Origin of the sequence: Bacillus sp. FJAT-27001 (assembly GCF_019039175.1) — a bacterium.
In the GTDB taxonomy this organism is placed as follows: domain Bacteria; phylum Bacillota; class Bacilli; order Bacillales; family Bacillaceae; genus Bacillus; species Bacillus velezensis.
Genome location: NZ_JAHOAA010000001.1, coordinates 904,882 through 924,164 on the forward strand (window position 1 = coordinate 904,882; position 19,283 = coordinate 924,164).

Consider the following 19,283-nt stretch of genomic DNA (forward strand, 5'->3'; position numbering starts at 1 on the left):
TTTCTCATTCCGCTGAAGCAGAGGGAAACATACGTTTCGCTATCACAAAATATAGAATAGTCGAAAAATTTTATAGTTGTATATTATTACATCATTATTACAAAAGCAAGAATTTTTTAGGATAAATGTAATATCCTTAAATAATTTCCATTCTTTTAATCTATTAAAGCGTTGCCTCCAGAAAGGTTTTTGAAGGGATGGCCAATGCTTCTTTTACTGTTTTTTGATGGCCGGTTAAATATTTTTTTACTATATTGAATCCGACGGCATAGCCGAGCATTGAGGGGAAGTATCCTTTTCCGTATAACAGCTGGGAAAACATTCTGCTGTCTCTCGTTAAGCGGAGGTTCGGCTTGATTCTTTTTTCAAACAGAAAATCAAGCTGCTCAGGCGTATAGTAGGACGTCCATTCAGCCGTAAGACTTGAGCCGAACCGCTCATATACAGCATATTCTGCCAGCCCCTCCATCATGATTGTATCAAGAAATGTCTCATCTTTTTCGTCCTTTGTCACATGTTCTAACCGGCAGACGTGATTATATTCATGTGTCATAAGGGCGGATACAGCTGAATTGGAACTATCCGACGATAGAAAGAGGAACATTTTGTCCCGAAAGGCCAGACCGGATTTTGATCCGAATTCCTGACGGATTTTCCGGTTTCGTTCGTCGACGGGCAAAACTACGATCGGCACGTCCGGCCCGTTCCACTTCTCCTTTAAATAAGCTTCCTCCTTTTGAATATGGCTGTAGCATCCTTTTTCTTTCAGCCGTTTACTGGTCCTAACGCCGTCCTTCAAATGGCGGAACATGCCGTGGTTTTGCAGCATCCCGAGTATCGGCTTCCACTCTTTCTTATCGGCCCCTGAAAAAAGCGGCAAAAGATGCGGGGCCAGATCATTTACGGATGCCGCCTTTTCCATCCATTGATATGTCTGCTTGACGCTCATACCGGTTCGCCTCCTCTTGTTGTTATCATATGCACGCACAAAAAAACCGGCCACCTTTTTCAGGCAGCCGGTCAAAACTGTATTATTGATATTTTTTAAAGATCAAAGTGGCATTATGTCCGCCGAAGCCGAGCGAGTTGCTGAGAACGATGTTGACATCCTGCTCGCGCGCTTTGTCCGGTACATAATCTAAATCACACTCTTCATCAGGTGTTTCGATGTTAATCGTCGGCGGGATAATGCCGTCTTTAATGGCCATGACGGAGAAGATTGCTTCAATTCCTCCGGCAGCGCCTAACAAATGACCCGTCATTGATTTTGTCGAACTGACGGCGAGCTTGTACGCATGATCACCGAAAACGGTCTTAATGGCTTTTGTCTCGTATTTATCATTGTAGTACGTGCTTGTGCCGTGAGCGTTGATGTAATCAATTTCTTCAGGCTTGATGCCCGCATCTTTGATTGCTTCCTGCATCGCTCTCGCACCGCCTTCCCCGTCTTGGGCAGGCGCGGTAATGTGATAGGCATCACCCGTTGAGCCGTAGCCGACAATTTCCCCGTAGATTTTCGCACCGCGGGCAAGGGCATGCTCAAGCTCTTCAAGCACGACGATCCCCGCGCCTTCTCCCATGACAAAGCCGTCACGGTTTTTATCAAACGGGCGGCTTGCCGTTTTCGGATCAGGATTTGTAGAAAGGGCTTTGTTTGCGCTGAAGCCCGCAAATGACATTCTTGTCAGCGGCGCTTCCGTTCCGCCCGTAATCATCGCATCGGCATCGCCGCGCTGAATGACTTTAAACGCGTCACCGATAGAGTTCGTTCCCGTCGCACATGCCGTCACCGTACAGGAGTTGACTCCTTTTGCTCCGAGAGCGATTGAGATTTGGCCTGTCGCCATATCCGGAATCATCATCGGAACAAAGAACGGGCTGACTCTTCTCGGCCCTTTTGTCAGGAAGATTTCGAATTGGGATTCAAGCGTTTCAAGACCGCCGATTCCGGACCCGACCCAAACGCCGACTCTCGGCGCGATCTCGTCTGTGATGTTCAGACCGGCATCTTGAACTGCCATTTTCGCGGCTACGACAGCGTATTGCGTGAAGCGGTCCATTTTTCGCGCTTCTTTTTTATCCATGTAATTTTCAATATTGAAATCTTTCAGTTCAGCAGCTACTTTCGCCGGATACTCGTCCGATTCCACACGTGTGATCGGTCCGATTCCGGATACGCCGCCGATTGCATTTTTCCAGCTTGTTTCGGCGTCGTTTCCAAGCGGAGACAGGGCTCCAAGCCCTGTAACGACTACTCTTTTTTTACTCATCTTGTGTGCACCTCACCTTTTTTTATCGTCCCCAGCGTATTGCTATGGCGCCCCATGTCAATCCTCCGCCGAAACCGACCATGACGATGACGTCGCCGTCTTTAATTTTGCCTGCTTCCAGTTCCTCTACTAATGAAATCGGAATGGATGCTGCGGATGTGTTTCCATATTTATGGACTGTTTTAGACATCTTTTCAACCGGAAGCTCCAAACGTTCCCGTGCCGCTTCCATGATGCGGATGTTTGCCTGATGCGGAATCAAAAAGTCTACGTCCTCTTTGGAGAGGCCGGCTTTTTCAATGACATTTACACTCGATTCACCCATTTGCCGGACGGCGAATTTGAATACTTCTCTTCCATGCATGATTGTATGCCCTTTTTCATCTAAGTACAAGTGCTGACCGCCTGTACCGTCTGCTCCGAGCTCAAATGACAGTATGCCTCTGTCGTCGCTGACCGGTCCGATGACCGCCGCTCCGGCTCCGTCTCCGAACAGCACAGCCGTATTGCGGTCGTCCCAGTCGGTAATGCTTGAGAGCTTTTCCACGCCGACCACGAGGACATGTTTGTATGTTTGCGATTCAATGAATTGTTTGGCGGTTACGATACCGTACATAAAACCCGCACATGCGGCGCTGATATCCATCGCGCACGCTTTTTTGGCCCCGAGCTTCTCTTGTATCATACAGGAAACGGTGGGGAAAGACTGGTCAGGAGTAACCGTCGCCACGAGGATCATATCAAGCTCCTCAGCGGAAATGCCGGCCTGATCAAGCGCTTTTTGCGCAGCCTCAGCGGCCATGCCGGATGAATACATATCTTCCGCGGCGATTCTTCTTTCTTCTATACCTGTTCTCGTACGAATCCACTCGTCCGATGTATCTACCATTTGTTCAAGATCATGATTTGTCAGCACTTTTTCCGGGATGTAACGGCCGACGCCAAGAATTCCAGCTTTCATTGGAAAGACTCCTTTTTTATAATGAATTTAAAACTAATTAGTTATGATCAATTATTAGTATCAGGTACTAATTCTACCCTATTTTTTTTCTGTTGGCAATATATTCGTCTAAACTATCGGACGCTGCTCCTCATAGAATAAAAGGAAGACGAAAGGAGGCTTCACTATGGATATTTTCTCCAAAATGATGTTCGGCGATTCCAGAGACCGGGATAAAGAACCGGAAGAAAACCCGGAGCAGCCTCAGGCTGAAAACGAAGAAGAGATCGATTACAACCACGTGATGAATCAGCTGGGGTCCATCATGAACTCTCTGGATCAATTAAAGCCTGTATTTAAAGACTTCGCGCCGATGGTGTCCGCTATAAAGAAAAAAATCATGTGAAAAGCCACTTCATGAAAAGTGGCTCTCTTTATTTATTCAGCTCCCCGGCATCAGATCTGCCAAGCTCATACGCTTCCGCCATGACCGATGTAAACAGGTCCATAAACGGCTGAATCATTTCCAAAGACAGATCTATGCCGGATTTCTCAAGCTCCGCCTTTGCTTCCGGCAGGTATTTCATCGCGATCTGCATAAATTCAAGAGACTTTTCATGCTGCATGTGTATCCACCTCTATTCATTTGACGGCAGTTCATTTGTTCGGTTATACGTTTTTACAAGGTCTGAGATTTTGTCTTGAAATGCTTTGTCCACCAGAGGGCTGAACGTCCCCATTTCAACGACTCCTTCCCTGAAATCAAAGTTGTGATCTCCGCTCTTGAGCGTACCTTTATTATATTGCTCGGCAATTAATGTATAGGCTTTATCTACGTTTTGCACCGTGCTTGTCAGCACCGTGTTTTTGCCGAGATTCGATTGCTCGGCGACATAGCCGATGGCGTAAAGCCCGTCTTTTTTGATTTGCTGAATGACAGGAACATTATACCCGTCTCCGGCCGGATATACAACATCCGTGCCTTCCGCTTTTAACTTCTCGTAAAGATGCAGCGCTTCATTGCCGTTATCCCAGTGGTCCGTAAATTCAGTATTGACGGTGATATCAGGCTTTTCATATTTCGCCCCTTTGATAAAGCCGTCTACTTCAGGCTGCCACAAAAAGGAGGCGATGACGCCGACCTCATTGGTTTTTGACATATGGGCGGCTGTCATTCCCCCGAAAAAACCCATTGCTTCTCCCATAAGATGAACGCTTGTGACATTATCGCTTTTCGCCGTTCCGTTTGCGACGACGAATTCCATGTCGGGATAATCCTTGCTGATCATATTGAAGATTTCCTCGTATTCATTTCCGTGCCCGTATAAAAGATTGACTCCTTTTTTATGAAAATCATCTATCGCTTTTAAAATATCTTCATCGGATCTGATATTTTCTTTATAATAAACGTCAACGTTAAATTCAGATTGTATCGCTAATAAACCTTTGTAACCTTTTGTGCCCCATACCAAGTCACTGATAGTATCGGGAAAAAGCATTCCGACCTTCTCAATTTTTCCTTTAAACGGAGTTTGTGCGCATCCGCTCAATAAAAGGAGGACAGAAAAGATCATGACAAGCCTGGTGATCAAGCCATGTTCAACCCCTTTTCAAACTCATAACATGTATAATTGATATACGTTTATTGTAGCGGTAATGCACATAACATGGAAGGTATTTCTTAAAAAATGTCGAATATTGATGAAAATTGTCTTTTCCATTCTTTAATTTTTTCTTCCGCTTCCGTTTTTTGCGTTTTTTCTTTTATTTCCAGGGTAATAATCTGATTTTCGTCTTCTGTGCCGTATGCCTCAAGCTGATTCATCAGCCCGCAGACTGCGTCTTCTAAAAAGATCCTGCTTTCGCCATCTTCTTTTGCTTCTGTCCACGGACCGTAAAGGGGAGGAAGGATAATCGCTTTTGCCGTATCCCGCTGACCGTTTTTTTCCCAGTCTCCGTGATCCTCACTGTAAACAATCCAATATAAAGGCTCAGCCCTTTCTTCAGGCAGACACCCGCTCCCGTATTGAACGCAGATACGATCGTATTCCTTTTCACCGATTTCATCTATTATTTGAAAAAGCCCGTTTCTCGCGAGCCACATTAAACGTTCTTCTAAATACAGCTGCCTCGTTTTGTCCTCCGGTTCTGCCAAAATGACATCAACATGCACACCCTCATCCATCAACCGTTCGCACAATGAAAGGCCGAGAAATTCATCTGCTCCAATGATCAGCGCTGTCTTCATCACATCTGCCGCCTTTCCGGTTTTTCATCTCGCACACAAGCCAAACAGCCCTCTGAAAAGAGATGGCTGTTGTATTCTATTCATTACAGGTCTTTTTCATGACTGCGGAAAAACCGGCAGATGGCTCTGTACATACGCGCAGGGTTCTCAAGCAGGTGATACGTGATATCAGTCTTGCTTCCGGTCTTTTCCCGGGCTTCTTTATACGCATTCGCATGCAGGGTGTACGGGTACGGCGCTCCGGTCGTTCTTTGCCATATATGTACCGGCACGCGGGTGCGGCAGCCGGTAATGGTCTGATAGCTCAGTGAGCTTGCCTCTTTTTCAGAAACACCGAAGCTCTGTGCCGTTTCCCTCAGAAACTGCTTATAAAAAAACTTATTTTCTTTCTCTGATTCAAAATGGGCTTGAAGGTCAAGACAAGGATCTAACATTGCGGCTGAACGGATATGCTCCGCTGAAGACTGCAGCAATTGATCGGCGATAAGGGCGCCCATGCCTTCTGCGAGCAAGTGTATTTTCGGATTGAGGATTTCTTGTTTCAGCACATAATGAATCAGCTGTCTGGCGTAAAGGACGGCTTTTTCCGAACCCCAATGCCGTCCGTATAAATTGCTGTTAAAAATGGTGTATCCTCTGTCAAGCATCGTATTTAACAGCTGGTTTCTCCCTTCATGTTCGAGCCAAAAGCTTGAGTCCCGGCTGACAAAGTGGGTTCTGTCCCCCAGAATAAAGATACAGAAGCCATTCGGCCGATACGGCAGATGGATGACGTTCAGCTCAGATCCGAATTGGAAAAATCTTTCCGTAATCCCCATGCCTGCCCGCCTCCTTTTACTCCTAATCTCTCTATTGGCTATCATATGTAATAAGAATGAAAACGGATCGGATAAACTCCTATTTGCTGCTATGTTTTGGCTATTATCCCGAGCACAGGAACCGAATTTTCCATCAGACGGCCGGACAGGCGGGCAAATGTCAGTTTCAGGCGCGCTTTTTGATGAGAAAATGACCTTCCGCCCGCGCTTTATGTATGGTATGATACAACGTAGAATAAAATGAAGGACGAGGTGGAAACGTGCGGTTTATTATCGGTTTTATTTGGACGTTCCTTTTAACACATATGGCCTGTTATTTGGTCGCCTCCATGAACAGCGCGGCGTACAATTTCAAGCAATCATCCGTTATTGCCGTGGTTATTGCGGTGCTAGTCTTTGTTCTTGCGGAGATCATGCCTGTCAAACAGGATGCAAGCCAGCATTAAATAAAAAAACCTGCTATTCAGCAGGTTTTTTTGTGTTCACGGTTTTCGTTGATACGTCCACAATCTGTTGTGGTTTGAAGTTTCAGGGAACATTTCCCCCACCGTAAGCTTGATTTTTTGCGGGTTTTTGACCATGCTTCCCGTTTCGCCGATTTCAACGTACACACCGTTATTCGGCGCTTTTTGTCCCGGGCGGAATTGATGCTGCTGTCCCACGTCATTTCCTCCTTTTTCTTTTTTATGTAGTATGCGCTTGTATGCGGAGAAATATCAAAAACCGCTGAATGAGATTCAGCGGTTTTTTTGTTCATCCTGTTTGTAAAGAAGAGCTTTCAGGAGCGCTTTTTGCGCGTGAAGCCGGTTTTCCGCCTGCTGAAATACCGCAGAGTTCGGACCGTCGATAATCTCGGACGTGACCTCTTCTTCCCGATGCGCGGGCAGGCAATGCAAAAATGTATAGTCGGGTTTTGCGAGACTGACGAGTGAGGCGTTGACTTGATACGGGGCAAACACATTCAGCCGCTGCTGCGTCTCTTCCTCCTGCCCCATGCTCGTGAAGACGTCGGAGTAAATCACATCTGCATCCCGCACCGCTTCCTGCGGATTTTCGGTAAGGGTGATTTTCGCTCCGGAAACAGCCGCCGCTTCTTTCGCGGCATTCACCGCCTCTTCCTCTACTTCATAGCCTTTCGGCGAAGCAATCGCAATGTCACAGCCCATTTTTGCGCAGCCGATCATAAGTGAATGCGCCACATTATTTCCGTCACCGATATAGGCGGCTTTTACTCCTTTCAGTTTTCCTTTTATTTCTTGTATCGTTAACAGATCCGCGAGTGCCTGACACGGGTGATACCGGTCGGTCAGCCCGTTTATGACGGGAATGTCTGCATGCTCGGCAAGCTCTTCGACTTTTTCATGCTCAAAGGTGCGGATCATAATGGCATCAACGAAGCCGGACAGCACCTTCGCCGTATCCGCGACCGTCTCCCCCCGCCCAAGCTGCAGGTCGCTGCTTGAAAGAAATAGTCCCGTTCCCCCGAGCTGGGCCATTCCCGCTTCAAAAGACACACGTGTGCGGGTTGAAGATTTTTCAAAAATCATCGCCAATGTTTTCCCTTGGAAAATCGGCTGTATCGGATGTTGTTTTAATAATGAAGCTTCTGTCAGAAGCGCTTTGATGTCTGACGGGCTGACATCTTTTAAGGAAAGAAAATCTTTGCCGTACAAATGGGTTAATGTGTGTTCCGCTTTTATTGTGTGCATGATGCCACTTCCTTTTGATAAAGATCTTTGAGCGATACAGGCTCAGGTTTGCCGGAGCCGCTTGCTAAAAATGCCTTTACGGTTTCCGGTTCAGTAAAGACCGTCACACCGTGCGTCATGGCTTCAATCCGTTGTTTACGCGCTTCTTCAGAGTGATTGAAATTGATATGGACCGCTTTATCCTTTCGCTCTGCCCATGCCGAGAACGCATCTTTGCATACGGTAAATCCCGCCTCTTGAGCCTGACGTTCCAATTCCGCATCACAGCCTTCCAGATAGATGCTGCCTTTTTTCTCCCAGACGTGCGCGTAGATTTTTTTCAGGGCGCTTTCTGCGTCAAACGCGACACACATGCCTTCTCCGGTCGACTTCATTTCCGGCCCGGGCTTTACGTCCACATCCTGAATGGCGTGCGAAGAAAAAACCGGGAATTTCACTGCCGTTCCGTGCTGATTTTGAACCTCGGGCTTGATGTCTTTAAGGGAAGCGCCGGCCAGCAATCTGGCGGCAAGCGGGATCATCGGCACCCCCATCACCTTAGACACGACAGGAACCGTGCGGCTTGCCCGCGGATTCACTTCAAGAACGAGAATATCCCCTTTGTCATCAATGACAAACTGAATGTTCATGATGCCTTTAAAAGCCAGTTTTACCGCGATTTTTTCGGCGGCCTCTCTTATATTCCGCTGCATATCAGGTGTGACAGACGGACCCGGAAGAATCGCAAAACTGTCGCCCGAATGGACGCCGGCGCGTTCAATGTGCTCTGTGTAAGTCGGCACGAATACTTCATGTCCGTCGGAAATCAGATCGATCTCCAATTCTTTTCCTGTAATGTACTGATCGATCAAAATCGGATACGGCATGCCCGCTTCATTTTCCAGCAGTTCTGACATTTGCGCTTCTGAATCAACGATGATCATGCCCATCCCACCGATGACATAAGACGGACGGATCAGCACGGGGTAGCCGATTCGGCTTGCTTTTTCCGTTGCTTCTTCTTTTGAATAAGCGGTTTCGCCTTTGGCATGTTTCAGGTCAAGGTCATCAAGCAGCTGATAAAACAGATCCCGATCCTCCAGCGCATCAAGGGTTTCAAAGGATGTTCCGAGCAGCGGAATGCCCGCTTTTTCCAGCGGTTCAGCGGCATTGATCGCGGTCTGCCCCCCAAACTGGACGATGGCAAAATCAATGTTTTCATGTTCCGCCACGTTCAAAATATGTTCTGTCGTCAGCGGTTCAAAATAAAGCCGGTCAGCGATTTCATAATCCGTGCTTACTGTTTCCGGATTGTTATTGATCATAATCGTTTCATACCCCAGCTTTTGCAGGGTCAGAACGCCGTGGACGGCACTGTAATCAAATTCCACTCCCTGACCGATGCGGATCGGGCCTGAGCCGATGATGAGGGCTCGTTTTTTCTCTTTTCGGCTGATATCTCCGTCGCTTTCCCCGAGGTAGGTGGAGTAGAAATAATTCGTCTTGGCATCAAATTCAGCGGCGCATGTATCTACGATTTTAAACGACGGGACGATGCCTGATTTCTTTCTGAGAGCACGGATGTCTTCTTCCGTTTTTCCCGTGAGAGATGCGATCATGATATCCGTGAAGCCTTTTACCTTCGCCTGCTTTAAAAGCGGCATTGACAGATGATCCCCTTCTTCCATCAGCTTGTTTTCCAATGTGATGATATTTCGGAATACATGGAGAAAAAACGGGTCAATTTTCGTTTTGGCATGGATGTCTTCTATCGTTTCACCGCGGCTTAACAGTTCCATGACGACGAAAAATCTCCGGTCATCCGGCGTTACCGCTAATTCCCACAGCTGATTGATCGTACAGCCGCCGAGTTCAGGCAGGCGGGTGCCGATCGTTTTCAGCTCAAGGGAGGCTGCCGCTTTTTGAATGGCCGCTTCCATATTTCTTTCAATCGCCATGACCTCTCCCGTCGCTTTCATCTTCGTTCCGAGCGTGCGGTCGGCATGTTTAAATTTATCAAACGGCCAGCGCGGGAATTTGACGATGACATAATCAAGCGCCGGTTCAAAGCTTGCATAAGTAGAGCCCGTCAGCGGATTTTTCAGTTCGTCAAGCGTATAGCCGACGGCAAGTTTCGCCGCCATTTTGGCAATCGGATAGCCGGTCGCTTTTGACGCGAGAGCTGAAGAGCGGCTGACACGCGGGTTCACTTCAATGACATAGTACTGTTTGCTGAACGGGTCCAGCGCAAATTGAATGTTGCAGCCGCCGACCACATCCAGCGCCGAAATAATCGCCAGGCTTGCTGAACGCAGCATCTGATATTCTTCATCCGTTAACGTCTGGGACGGTGCGACGACGATGGAGTCTCCTGTATGCACGCCGACGGGATCGATGTTTTCCATGTTGCAGACGGTGATGCATGTATGATTTCTGTCACGCATGACCTCATATTCAATTTCTTTAAAACCGGCGATGCTTTTTTCGACGAGGCATTGGCTGATCGGGCTTGCCAACAGCGCCTGTTTAATCAGCGTCTGAAACGCTTCTTTCGTTTTCGCGATTCCGCCTCCCTTTCCGCCTAACGTATACGCCGGTCTCAGAATAACCGGAAATCCGATAGACTCAGCGAAACGGAGGGCATCTTCTTCGTTGTCGACGATTTCGCTTTCCGGAACGGGCTGATCGAGCTCTTTCATCAGGGCGCGGAACTGCTCCCGGTCTTCGCCTTTTTGAATGGTTTCCACCGATGTTCCCAAAAGCTTGACGTGATGCTTCTTCAGCACGCCTGCTTCTTCAAGCTTAACGGCTAAATTCAATGCCGTCTGGCCGCCCAAATTGGCAAGCAGACCGTCCGGTTTTTCTTTTTCAATAATGGCCTCGATGCTGTCGGTTGTGAGCGGTTCAAAATATATTTCATCGGCAAACGCCTCATCCGTCATAATCGTTGCCGGGTTGTTGTTGACTAGAATAACGCGGTATCCTTCTTCTTTCAGAGCCATGCAGCCCTGCGTTCCTGAATAATCAAATTCTGCCGCCTGGCCGATGATGATCGGGCCGGAGCCGATGACTAATATGCTGGAAATGGTTGTATCTTTAGGCATGAGCGATTTCTCTCCTTGCTGGTATCACTTTCTCTAGAAATTCATCAAATATCCACTCGCTCTCAGCCGGTCCGGGATGAGCTTCAGGGTGGAACTGGACGCTTAATACGGGAAGGCGCTTATGAATGAGCCCTTCCACTGATGTATCATTGACATGATGAAATCTGATGGACAGCTCGTTTTCGTCAATTGATGCTTCATCAACGACATAGCTGTGGTTCTGGCTTGTCATAAACACCCGTTTCGTTTTCCGGTCAATGACGGGATGGTTGGCACCCCTGTGGCCGAACGGCAGCTTATACGTATTTCCTCCGAAAGCCAGGGCAATCAGCTGATGCCCGAGGCAAATGCCGAGTGCGGGGAAATCACTGAGTAATGATGTAATCCGGTTCATGTACGGCGCAATCGCTTTCGGGTCGCCCGGGCCGTTTGAGAGCACGATTCCGTCAGGCTGAATGTCGTAAACAGCGTTCATCTGCTGATACGGAATGACCGTTACTTTACAGCCGCGCTTTACAAGTGACGAGGCGATTGATTTTTTATAACCGAAATCAATCAGCGCAATATGCCGGTCTCCATTCCCCATTGACGTGATGTCTTCAGACTGCGCCAGCTCCGCCGGGTTTTCTGTTCCGGATGCTGCCGGAATTTCTCCTGTTGTTGACACGGCAGCGTTCATCGTGCCGCCGGAGCGGATGGTTTTGACGACGGCCCGTGTGTCCACTTCGGTTAAGAGCGGGATGTTCCATTTATTTAAATACTCTCTCAAGCTTGAGACTGCTTCATGGTGAGAAAAATGTTCACACGCTTCATAGACGGCAACAGCCTTGACTTGAGGAATCTTACTTTCAAGGTCTTTTTCATTAATTCCGTAGTTTCCGATCAGCGGATACGTAAAGACGACGATCTGACCCTTATATGACGGGTCTGTAAGCACTTCCTGATAACCCGTCATTCCGGTGAAAAAAACCGCTTCGCCAACACAGCGGGCTTCTTTTTCAAGTTCACCGCCGAATGATGTTCCGTCTTCCAATACTAAATAGCCTTTCATCTAAAGCCCACCTCTTGATGAATAATTAATTAAAAATATGAATTTTTATACTTTTATATCGAAAAAAAATTACCGTTTCACTGCCGAATGCGCTTCGATCGCTGCCTTAAGCATACTGACGGCCGACAGCATTTCTTCTTCAGAAACCGTAAGCGGCGGGAGCAGCCTGATGACATTCGGTCCGGCCGGAAGCACGAGAAGCCCGCGTTCCTGCAGATCTCCGATGATGCCGGACACGGGACCTGCGCATTCAATGCCGATTAATAACCCTTTTCCGCGGATTTCTTTTACAAAAGGCCCTGTCAGTTCACGGTTCAGCTGCGCTTTTAAAAATGATCCTTTGTCTGCCGCCGCCTGGAGAAAGTCCGGCTGAAACACAATGTCCAAGGTTGCTTTCACAGCTGCCATGGCAAGCTTATTGCCGCCGAAAGTCGTACCATGCGTACCCGGCGTAAAGGCGTCGCCAAGCTTCTTTTTGCCGATCACGGCTCCGACGGGAAAACCGTTTCCAAGCCCTTTCGCAGCAGTGATGATGTCCGGCGAGATGCCGAAATGCTCATAGCCGAATGCCTTGCCCGTCCGGCCGATTCCGGTTTGAATCTCGTCTGCGATAAGCAGCGCCTGTTTGTCTTTGCAAAATGTCTGTAAGGCTTCGATGAATTCCGGATCGGCGGGATTGACTCCCCCTTCTCCCTGCACCGTCTCAAGCATGACGGCGGCGATATCATCCTCTTTTGAAAGCGTGCTGAATGCCGACGGATCATTGAACGGAAGATAGTGAAAGCCTTGAAGCATCGGTCCGAAACCGGTCTTGATTTTGTCTTGTCCGGTGGCGGCCATCCCCGCATAGGTCCGCCCGTGAAAGGATTGATGAAATGTTACAATTTTTGTCTTTCCCGTTGCTTTACGGGCAAGCTTAATGGCGCCTTCATTCGCTTCGGCCCCGCTGTTGCAGAAGAAAACGAGATCCCCCGCGCTATGTTCGGCAAGCTTTGCCGCGGCTTTTTCCTGAAGATCATTTTCAAACAGATTGGAAACGTGCCATACGCTGTCAAGCTGTTCTTTCACCGCTTCTGTGACCTCATCATGACAATGGCCGAGATTGGAAACGGCGATGCCCTGAATAAAATCGAGATACGTTTTTCCGTTTTCATCCTCTGCAATTGTCCCTTTCGCTTTTTTGATATCGATGGGCCAGCGGCTGTAGGTTTGAAATAGACTGCTCATGACACGCTCTCCTTTTCTTTGACAATTTTTGTTCCTTGGAAGGCTTGATCGGTGAAAAACGCTCCTTTTCCGTTTACGATCATCACTTCCTCGACATCTTCACTCAGTGCCGATAATGCCGAGTTTACCTTCGGAATCATCCCTCCTGAAATCACGCCGTCATCTATGAGGGCCTGAATCTCTTGCGGCGTCAAAGTATCCAGCCTGCTCTCTCCGTCCATAATTCCTTCGACATCCGTGACAAATAAAAGTTTGTCGGCGTGTAAGGCTGAAGCGACGGCCGATGCCGCGGCGTCTGCGTTGACGTTCAGCGTTTCGAAATCACTTGTCATGGAAAGCGGAGCGATAACGGGAATGATGCCTTCTTTCATTAATGCGTGAATGATTGACGGATCGGTTTTTTGTATTTCGCCGACTTCTCCGTATTTGTCTTGATTAAGATAGGATGCTTGAAGGAGACCGCCGTCCTTTCCTGATATTCCCGCGGCTTTCAGCCCGTTTTTCGCGAGTTCGGTTACGAAAAATTTATTGATCGTCCCTGACAAGACCATTTCCGCTGTTTCCAGCACCGGTTTGGTCGTTTTCCGCTGTCCATCGACAAATTCCGTTTCAATCTGCAATGTTTTCAGCATTTTTGAAATGTCCGGGCCGCCTCCATGGACGACGGCAATGTTCCAGCCCGATTGCATCAGCTCTTTTACATTTTGAAAAAAATCGGCGGATAACTCGCGGATTACGCTTCCGCCGCACTTAAAAACGATCGTTTTCTTCATGCCGCTCCCCTTTGTTATGTGCGATAGCTCGCATTGATTTTAATATAATCATAGGTTAAGTCACAGCCCCATGCCCGGCCGCTGCCGGAGCCTTCCTGCAGGCGGACTGCAATCGTAATTTCATCACCTGATAAGTACTCCTTGGCATCAGTTTCCGAAAACGGCTGAGGTTCGTTGTGTTTAAACAGACACTGGCCGCCGAGGAAAACTTCCACTTGTTCGGCCGTTACGCTTGCCGCACTGTGCCCGATTGCGCCGATGATGCGCCCCCAGTTGGCGTCTGTGCCGTAAACGGCGGTCTTCACAAGGCTTGAGCCGACGATTTTTTTGGCAATAATATTCGCCTCAAGGTTATTTTTCGCGCCTTCGACTCTGGCTTCAATTAATTTCGTCGCTCCTTCACCGTCTCTGGCTATATCTTTGGCAAGGTCTTCGCATACAAGCTTTAATCCCTTTTTAAAAGCCGGCCAGTCAGGGTGCTGCTCCGTCAGGCAATCATTCCCCGCGCAGCCGTTTGCCATCACAAGCACCATGTCATTCGTCGATGTTTCTCCGTCAACGGTGATTTGGTTAAATGAAACATCCGTAATCTCTCTGAGCGCGTTTTTGAGCGCCTGTTCTTCCACGGCCGCGTCCGTTGTGACAAAGCCGAGCATTGTCGCCATGTTGGGGTGGATCATGCCGGAGCCTTTCGCCGCTCCGCCGATCGTGATGATGTCTCCGCCGATCACCAGTTCATAACACGTCTGTTTCGTCACTGTATCCGTCGTCAAAATGGCTTCTTCAAATGCTCCGGACACGGACGGCGCTTGACCGAGCTGTTCAATGCCCGCTTGAATTTTTTTCATGTCTAAAAGCTCGCCGATCACCCCGGTTGACGAAACCGCAACAAGCTCCGGCTCAATGCCGAGCTGGCTCGCGAAGCCGTCCCGCATTTCATAGGCGTCCTTTAATCCTTGGTCTCCCGTACAGGCGTTGGCAATCGCGCTGTTGACAATAACCGCCTGAAGCACACCCTCTTTTTTCAGGCTGGCTTGCGTCACTTTCAGCGGCGCTGCCTGAAAATGGCTCTGCGTATATACCGCTGCACTGACTGCAGGCGCTTCGCTGATAATCGCTCCGAGATCTTTTTTTGAATAGCGCAGACCGCAGTGCACGCCCTTTGCCTCAAATCCTTTCGGCGAGGATACGCCGCCTTTTATTTTCGTGATTTCCTCACTCAGCTGAATCATATTTTTGAATCCCTCTTTCGTTCTATGGATAGACTGGCGTCATCGTAAGTCCCGTTTCTTCCTGCCAGCCATTCATGATATTTAAATTTTGAACCGCCTGCCCTGCGGCGCCTTTCATCAGATTATCTATGACAGAAACGATGGTGGCACGGTTTGTTCTTTCATCCACGGTGACACTGATATCACAAAAATTGCTGCCGTATACCTCTTTCGTCGCCGGAAATTCACCTTCCGGCCTGATTCTGACAAAATATGAATCTTTGTAGAATTCGGAATACAATTCTCTTACCTGTGCAGCAGACATACCCGGAGGAGCCTCCGTATACATCGTCGCCATAATGCCCCTTGTCATCGGCGCCAAATGTGCGGAAAACGTGATCGGGCCTGTGCCGGGCTGCCAAGCCGCTAATTGCTGTTCAATTTCCGGAGTATGCTGATGCTCATTAACCTTATAAATTTTGAAATTATCATTCAGCTCAGAATAATGAGTGCCCATGGATGCTTTTCGGCCGGCGCCGGATACGCCCGTTTTCGCATCAACAATCAGAAATGAATCTTGTAAAAGCTTATTCTTCGCCAGCGGGGCGAGCCCGAGCAGCACAGCCGTCGGAAAACATCCCGGATTGGCAATCAGCTTTGCAGTCTGAATCTCTTCTTTTTGCAGTTCAGCTAAACCGTAAACCGCGCTTTGAATCGTTCCTTTCGGAGCGGCCTTCCGCTTATACCACTTTTCATACACGGCCGGGTTTTGAATCCGCAGATCGCCGGATAGATCAATGACCGGGATACCCGCCTCCGCCAGCTTGGGCGACCACTCTCCGGAAACGCCGGGCGGCGCGGCTATGAAAATGACATCAATTTCGTTTCGGATCGTTTCTATATGAAGCGGCCGAAGTGATTGTGACGCTATATTCCTCAAATGCGGATATGAAGCGGCATATTCTTTTCCTTCGTCGCTCGATGAATATAATATACAATCTTCTGCATAAGGGTGATGGTTAAGAATCCTGACAAGTTCGGCGCCTCCATAACCAGTCGCGCCTATAATACCTATTTTCAACGGGTTCACCTTCTTGGTTTTTGTGAAATTATTTAACATTATAACATGAATAAAAATTAATTCAATTGTATATTTAATATTTTTTCATTCATTTTCCATCTGTTTTCGCTGACAAAAAACCCCCTCTCGATCGAGGGGGGGCATAAGAAAAACAGGCTGATCGGATCAGCCTGTTTTTTTCAGCATCATCAGCCCGCTTATAAAAAACAGCACGGAGCTGGCGTAAAAGATAATATAAACCGTAAAGAAATCAGCGAGAAACCCGCCGAGAATAATGGCGGCAGCTGAAAATACGGCCGTCCAGAAATGATAGCTGCCGACTTTTTTTCCCCGCTCCCCGCCGTCGGTGTAATCGGCGATCATGATTTTCTCGCCGTGTTTTTGCATCGCGCCGAACAGGCCCAAAAGCACCTGCACAACATAAACCTGGTGTACGCCGGTAATGTGCGGGAGCGTCAGAAGAAGCACCGCCATCCCCCACGAATTTGCCATAAGGAACCAGCGGGAATCCAGTCTTGCCGACAGCCGGCCGAGCAGCGGATGAATCAATGCGCCGCTCAGGCCGAACAAGCCGTATGAGAGACCGAATTGCGTGTAGCTGGAACCGATGTTTTTAATAAATAAAATATAAAACGGAAAGATCAGGCTGCCGGCAAAAAAGACACTGCTCTGTGACAGGATCAGCCATTTTAAATGGTTGTGTTTCATGATTTGTACCTCTGATAAAAATAATTCATAAACAAGTCATCCGGATCATATTTGTGTTTTTTCTGAAAGAACATATCGCTTTTCGGATATGCCTCGCGCATCTGCTCTTTCGTTTGATACAGCATATACGGGAGATAATAACTGCCGCGGTGGCGCAATGCCGTATCCGTCATTTTTCTGACAATCCGCGCAGCACTTGCCTGGCTGTCTGTTGAAAACCCTTCATTGATTAAAAGAACGAGTGAAAACATGTCTTCCTTTGCGTATGACAGATCGGCTTTTTCATTTTTTTGCACGTAGCGGATCGTAATATTTACGAGATTGAGATCTTCATGTGACAGCGTCTTGCGTAAATCATGAATGTACGGCGCAAATTCGCCGACGGGCACGAAGTATTCTTGTAGCACATCGGTGTTGTCCGTGTTTTCATATTCCAAAAATTTCGATTCTGACCGCATGACATTGTTCCTGGAGACTTTCACGCCGTTTTGGCTGAGAAAATAAGACTGCTGGGTTGACCAGAACCAATTTCTGCCCCAGTCATACCGGCGGGAGAGGCCGAGCGCGAATTTCGTCAGCGCCGGATGCTCATCTTCTTTCAGTTCATTGTGCCGCTTTAATTCTTTCTGATTGTCTGAGAGTGTGTAATCAGTCACATACATATCGTGCAAAAAGCCTTTATCCCCTGTTGCGATCCGCGCGAGATGCATGCGCACGGCGGGGTTGCGCCGAACATGCTGCGTAAAATATTGACTGTATGTATCAGCGTTCATGCGTTTCGTTTTCATTTCATAAAGCTCATCATCCGTCAGCTCAATATCCGCGTCCAGGATGACGCCGAACAGGCCGTAGCCGCCGATGACGGCTGAAAACAGGTCATCTTTCGGAGTAACGGTGATGACTTTGCCGTCCGCCTTTAAAAGATGAAACGATTTGACCGTATCAATCAGCGAACCGTACCGGATATCCCGGCCGTGGGCGTTGGCGCTCAGTGAGCCGCCGATCGTAAAAATGTTTTGCGATTGCATGACTTTTACCGCGAGCCCGTACGGATTGACATAGCGCTGAATATCATTCCACGTCGCTCCCGCCTGCACCCTGATGATTTTTTTCTTTCGGTCGAGACCGAGTATTTTGTTGTAGCCCGTCATGTCGAGAACGATACCGTCTTCATAATACGTCTGGCCGCCCATTGAGTGCTGGGCGCCTGCGATTGAGATCTTCAGATGCTTTCTCTTTGCTTCCTTAATGGTTTCGACCAATGTTTCTTTCTCTTTTCCTTTGACCGTCTGCTTAATTTTCACGGGCATGAGACGGCTGACATCCGTCATTGTCCCTGCCTGCTGTACCGGCTCTTTGTGAAAAGCGGAAACAGCGAACAGCGCCGTATAAACAAGAATGCTAAGGATAATGAGAAGTAATTTTTTCTTCATGGATTCCTCCCTCGCATGCAGCCGGTCTATTATATCATGCCTCACGTCCGTTTTTTTCCTTTTTAACCCGATACAGGAAAACACCGGGCATAAAAATCCACAGAAATCCTTAAAATGATTTTTTAGTCAGTATATAATCGATATATATGCAGATGTATTACCAAAGGGATTGTTTAAAACAAACATGTTAAACGAGGTGGGGAAAATAAACATAAAAGGAATCAATCATCTTCTTTTTTCTGTTTCAAATTTGGAAAAATCTATAGAATTTTATGAAAAAGTATTTCATGCACAGCTCCTGGTTAAAGGACAAAAGACAGCATATTTTGATCTGAACGGGCTTTGGCTTGCACTTAACTTAGAGGCGGATATACCAAGAAATGAAATACATAAATCTTATACGCATATGGCCTTTACAATTGACCCAAAAGATTTTGATGCAATACATCAAAGGCTAAAAAATCTAAATGTAAATATATTAAATGGGCGTCCTAGGGATAAGCAAGATCAAAAGTCAATTTATTTTACTGATCCCGATGGACATAAATTTGAATTCCACACAGGTACACTCCAAGACAGACTGTCCTATTACAAAAAAGATAAACCTCATATGAAATTTTATATTTAAAGGTTTGTTTGCGATCCAAAACAAACCCTCACTGTCGCTTATTCGCGTTGATTTTTTCCTTGTAAATGCAGACAAAAGAAAAGCACCTCCAAACTTTAGGATG

Annotated in this window: 20 protein-coding genes; 3 read left to right on the plus strand and 17 right to left on the minus strand. The window is 47.6% G+C overall.

What is annotated here, in order from left to right; all coding sequences use genetic code 11:
* Positions 1-163: 163 nt before the first annotated feature.
* From BGM27_RS03780 to BGM27_RS03790, 3 genes are all read right to left on the minus strand, one after another.
* Positions 164-949 carry a DUF2268 domain-containing putative Zn-dependent protease gene (locus tag BGM27_RS03780; protein ID WP_007409120.1) on the minus strand — a complete coding sequence of 262 codons (786 nt, stop codon included), beginning with the start codon at positions 947-949 and terminating at the stop codon, positions 164-166.
* An 82-nt stretch (positions 950-1,031) separates the two neighbouring features.
* Positions 1,032-2,270, minus strand: a complete 1,239-nt coding sequence (gene fabF, locus BGM27_RS03785) for a beta-ketoacyl-ACP synthase II (RefSeq protein WP_007409121.1) — start codon at positions 2,268-2,270, stop codon at positions 1,032-1,034.
* A gap of 22 nt (positions 2,271-2,292) precedes the next feature.
* Positions 2,293-3,231: a beta-ketoacyl-ACP synthase III gene (locus BGM27_RS03790; RefSeq protein ID WP_007409122.1), complete on the minus strand. Its 939-nt coding sequence runs from the start codon at positions 3,229-3,231 to the stop codon at positions 2,293-2,295.
* A 166-nt stretch (positions 3,232-3,397) separates the two neighbouring features.
* On the opposite strand from BGM27_RS03790, the gene BGM27_RS03795 reads away from it, so the two are divergent.
* A complete protein-coding gene (locus tag BGM27_RS03795; RefSeq protein ID WP_007409123.1) occupies positions 3,398-3,616 on the plus strand; it encodes a hypothetical protein in 219 nt (72 codons plus the stop codon).
* Positions 3,617-3,644: 28 nt separating this feature from the next.
* Here the strand turns inward: BGM27_RS03795 and BGM27_RS03800 are convergent, their stop codons facing one another.
* The 4 genes from BGM27_RS03800 to BGM27_RS03815 form a co-directional block, all read right to left on the minus strand.
* Entirely contained in the window at positions 3,645-3,836 is a 192-nt protein-coding gene (locus tag BGM27_RS03800) for a ComZ family protein (protein ID WP_007409124.1), read from the minus strand.
* A 12-nt stretch (positions 3,837-3,848) separates the two neighbouring features.
* Positions 3,849-4,802 (minus strand): BMP family ABC transporter substrate-binding protein, encoded by a 954-nt coding sequence (locus BGM27_RS03805; protein WP_007409125.1) that lies wholly within the window; start codon positions 4,800-4,802, stop codon positions 3,849-3,851.
* A gap of 89 nt (positions 4,803-4,891) precedes the next feature.
* A complete protein-coding gene (locus tag BGM27_RS03810; protein ID WP_007409126.1) occupies positions 4,892-5,458 on the minus strand; it encodes a Rossmann-fold NAD(P)-binding domain-containing protein in 567 nt (188 codons plus the stop codon).
* An 83-nt stretch (positions 5,459-5,541) separates the two neighbouring features.
* The gene (locus tag BGM27_RS03815) at positions 5,542-6,276 is read right to left on the minus strand and encodes a hypothetical protein (protein WP_007409127.1); all 735 of its coding nucleotides are present in this window, start codon (positions 6,274-6,276) and stop codon (positions 5,542-5,544) included.
* 260 nt (positions 6,277-6,536) lie between these two features.
* On the opposite strand from BGM27_RS03815, the gene BGM27_RS03820 reads away from it, so the two are divergent.
* Positions 6,537-6,722 carry a YjzD family protein gene (locus BGM27_RS03820; protein ID WP_007409129.1) on the plus strand — a complete coding sequence of 62 codons (186 nt, stop codon included), beginning with the start codon at positions 6,537-6,539 and terminating at the stop codon, positions 6,720-6,722.
* 36 nt (positions 6,723-6,758) lie between these two features.
* Here the strand turns inward: BGM27_RS03820 and BGM27_RS03825 are convergent, their stop codons facing one another.
* From BGM27_RS03825 to BGM27_RS03870, 10 genes are all read right to left on the minus strand, one after another.
* Complete coding sequence (locus tag BGM27_RS03825) at positions 6,759-6,938, minus strand: YjzC family protein (RefSeq protein ID WP_003155070.1); 180 nt, start codon at positions 6,936-6,938, stop codon at positions 6,759-6,761.
* Between the two features lie 75 nt (positions 6,939-7,013).
* Positions 7,014-7,985 carry an ornithine carbamoyltransferase gene (argF, locus tag BGM27_RS03830; RefSeq protein WP_007409130.1) on the minus strand — a complete coding sequence of 324 codons (972 nt, stop codon included), beginning with the start codon at positions 7,983-7,985 and terminating at the stop codon, positions 7,014-7,016.
* Positions 7,973-11,068, minus strand: coding sequence for a carbamoyl-phosphate synthase (glutamine-hydrolyzing) large subunit (locus tag BGM27_RS03835; protein WP_007409131.1), 3,096 nt, complete (start codon positions 11,066-11,068; stop codon positions 7,973-7,975). The genes argF and BGM27_RS03835 overlap by 13 nt, the downstream gene beginning before the upstream one ends.
* Positions 11,061-12,119, minus strand: a complete 1,059-nt coding sequence (locus tag BGM27_RS03840) for a carbamoyl phosphate synthase small subunit (RefSeq protein WP_007409132.1) — start codon at positions 12,117-12,119, stop codon at positions 11,061-11,063. The genes BGM27_RS03835 and BGM27_RS03840 overlap by 8 nt, the downstream gene beginning before the upstream one ends.
* Positions 12,120-12,188: 69 nt before the next feature.
* Entirely contained in the window at positions 12,189-13,346 is a 1,158-nt protein-coding gene (locus BGM27_RS03845) for an acetylornithine transaminase (protein ID WP_007409133.1), read from the minus strand.
* Positions 13,343-14,119 (minus strand): acetylglutamate kinase, encoded by a 777-nt coding sequence (gene argB, locus BGM27_RS03850; protein ID WP_007409134.1) that lies wholly within the window; start codon positions 14,117-14,119, stop codon positions 13,343-13,345. The genes BGM27_RS03845 and argB overlap by 4 nt, the downstream gene beginning before the upstream one ends.
* A gap of 14 nt (positions 14,120-14,133) precedes the next feature.
* On the minus strand, positions 14,134-15,351 hold the full coding sequence (argJ, locus tag BGM27_RS03855; protein ID WP_007409135.1) for a bifunctional ornithine acetyltransferase/N-acetylglutamate synthase: 1,218 nt from the start codon (positions 15,349-15,351) through the stop codon (positions 14,134-14,136).
* Between the two features lie 22 nt (positions 15,352-15,373).
* A complete protein-coding gene (gene argC / locus BGM27_RS03860) occupies positions 15,374-16,411 on the minus strand; it encodes an N-acetyl-gamma-glutamyl-phosphate reductase (RefSeq protein WP_007409136.1) in 1,038 nt (345 codons plus the stop codon).
* Between the two features lie 165 nt (positions 16,412-16,576).
* Positions 16,577-17,119, minus strand: coding sequence for an MFS transporter (locus tag BGM27_RS03865; RefSeq protein WP_012117271.1), 543 nt, complete (start codon positions 17,117-17,119; stop codon positions 16,577-16,579).
* On the minus strand, positions 17,116-18,552 hold the full coding sequence (locus tag BGM27_RS03870; RefSeq protein ID WP_007409138.1) for an FAD-binding oxidoreductase: 1,437 nt from the start codon (positions 18,550-18,552) through the stop codon (positions 17,116-17,118). Before BGM27_RS03870 ends, BGM27_RS03865 begins: the two co-directional genes overlap by 4 nt.
* A gap of 184 nt (positions 18,553-18,736) precedes the next feature.
* On the opposite strand from BGM27_RS03870, the gene fosM reads away from it, so the two are divergent.
* Positions 18,737-19,180, plus strand: coding sequence for a FosM family fosfomycin resistance protein (gene fosM / locus BGM27_RS03875; protein WP_007409139.1), 444 nt, complete (start codon positions 18,737-18,739; stop codon positions 19,178-19,180).
* The last annotated feature ends 103 nt before the right edge of the window (positions 19,181-19,283 follow it).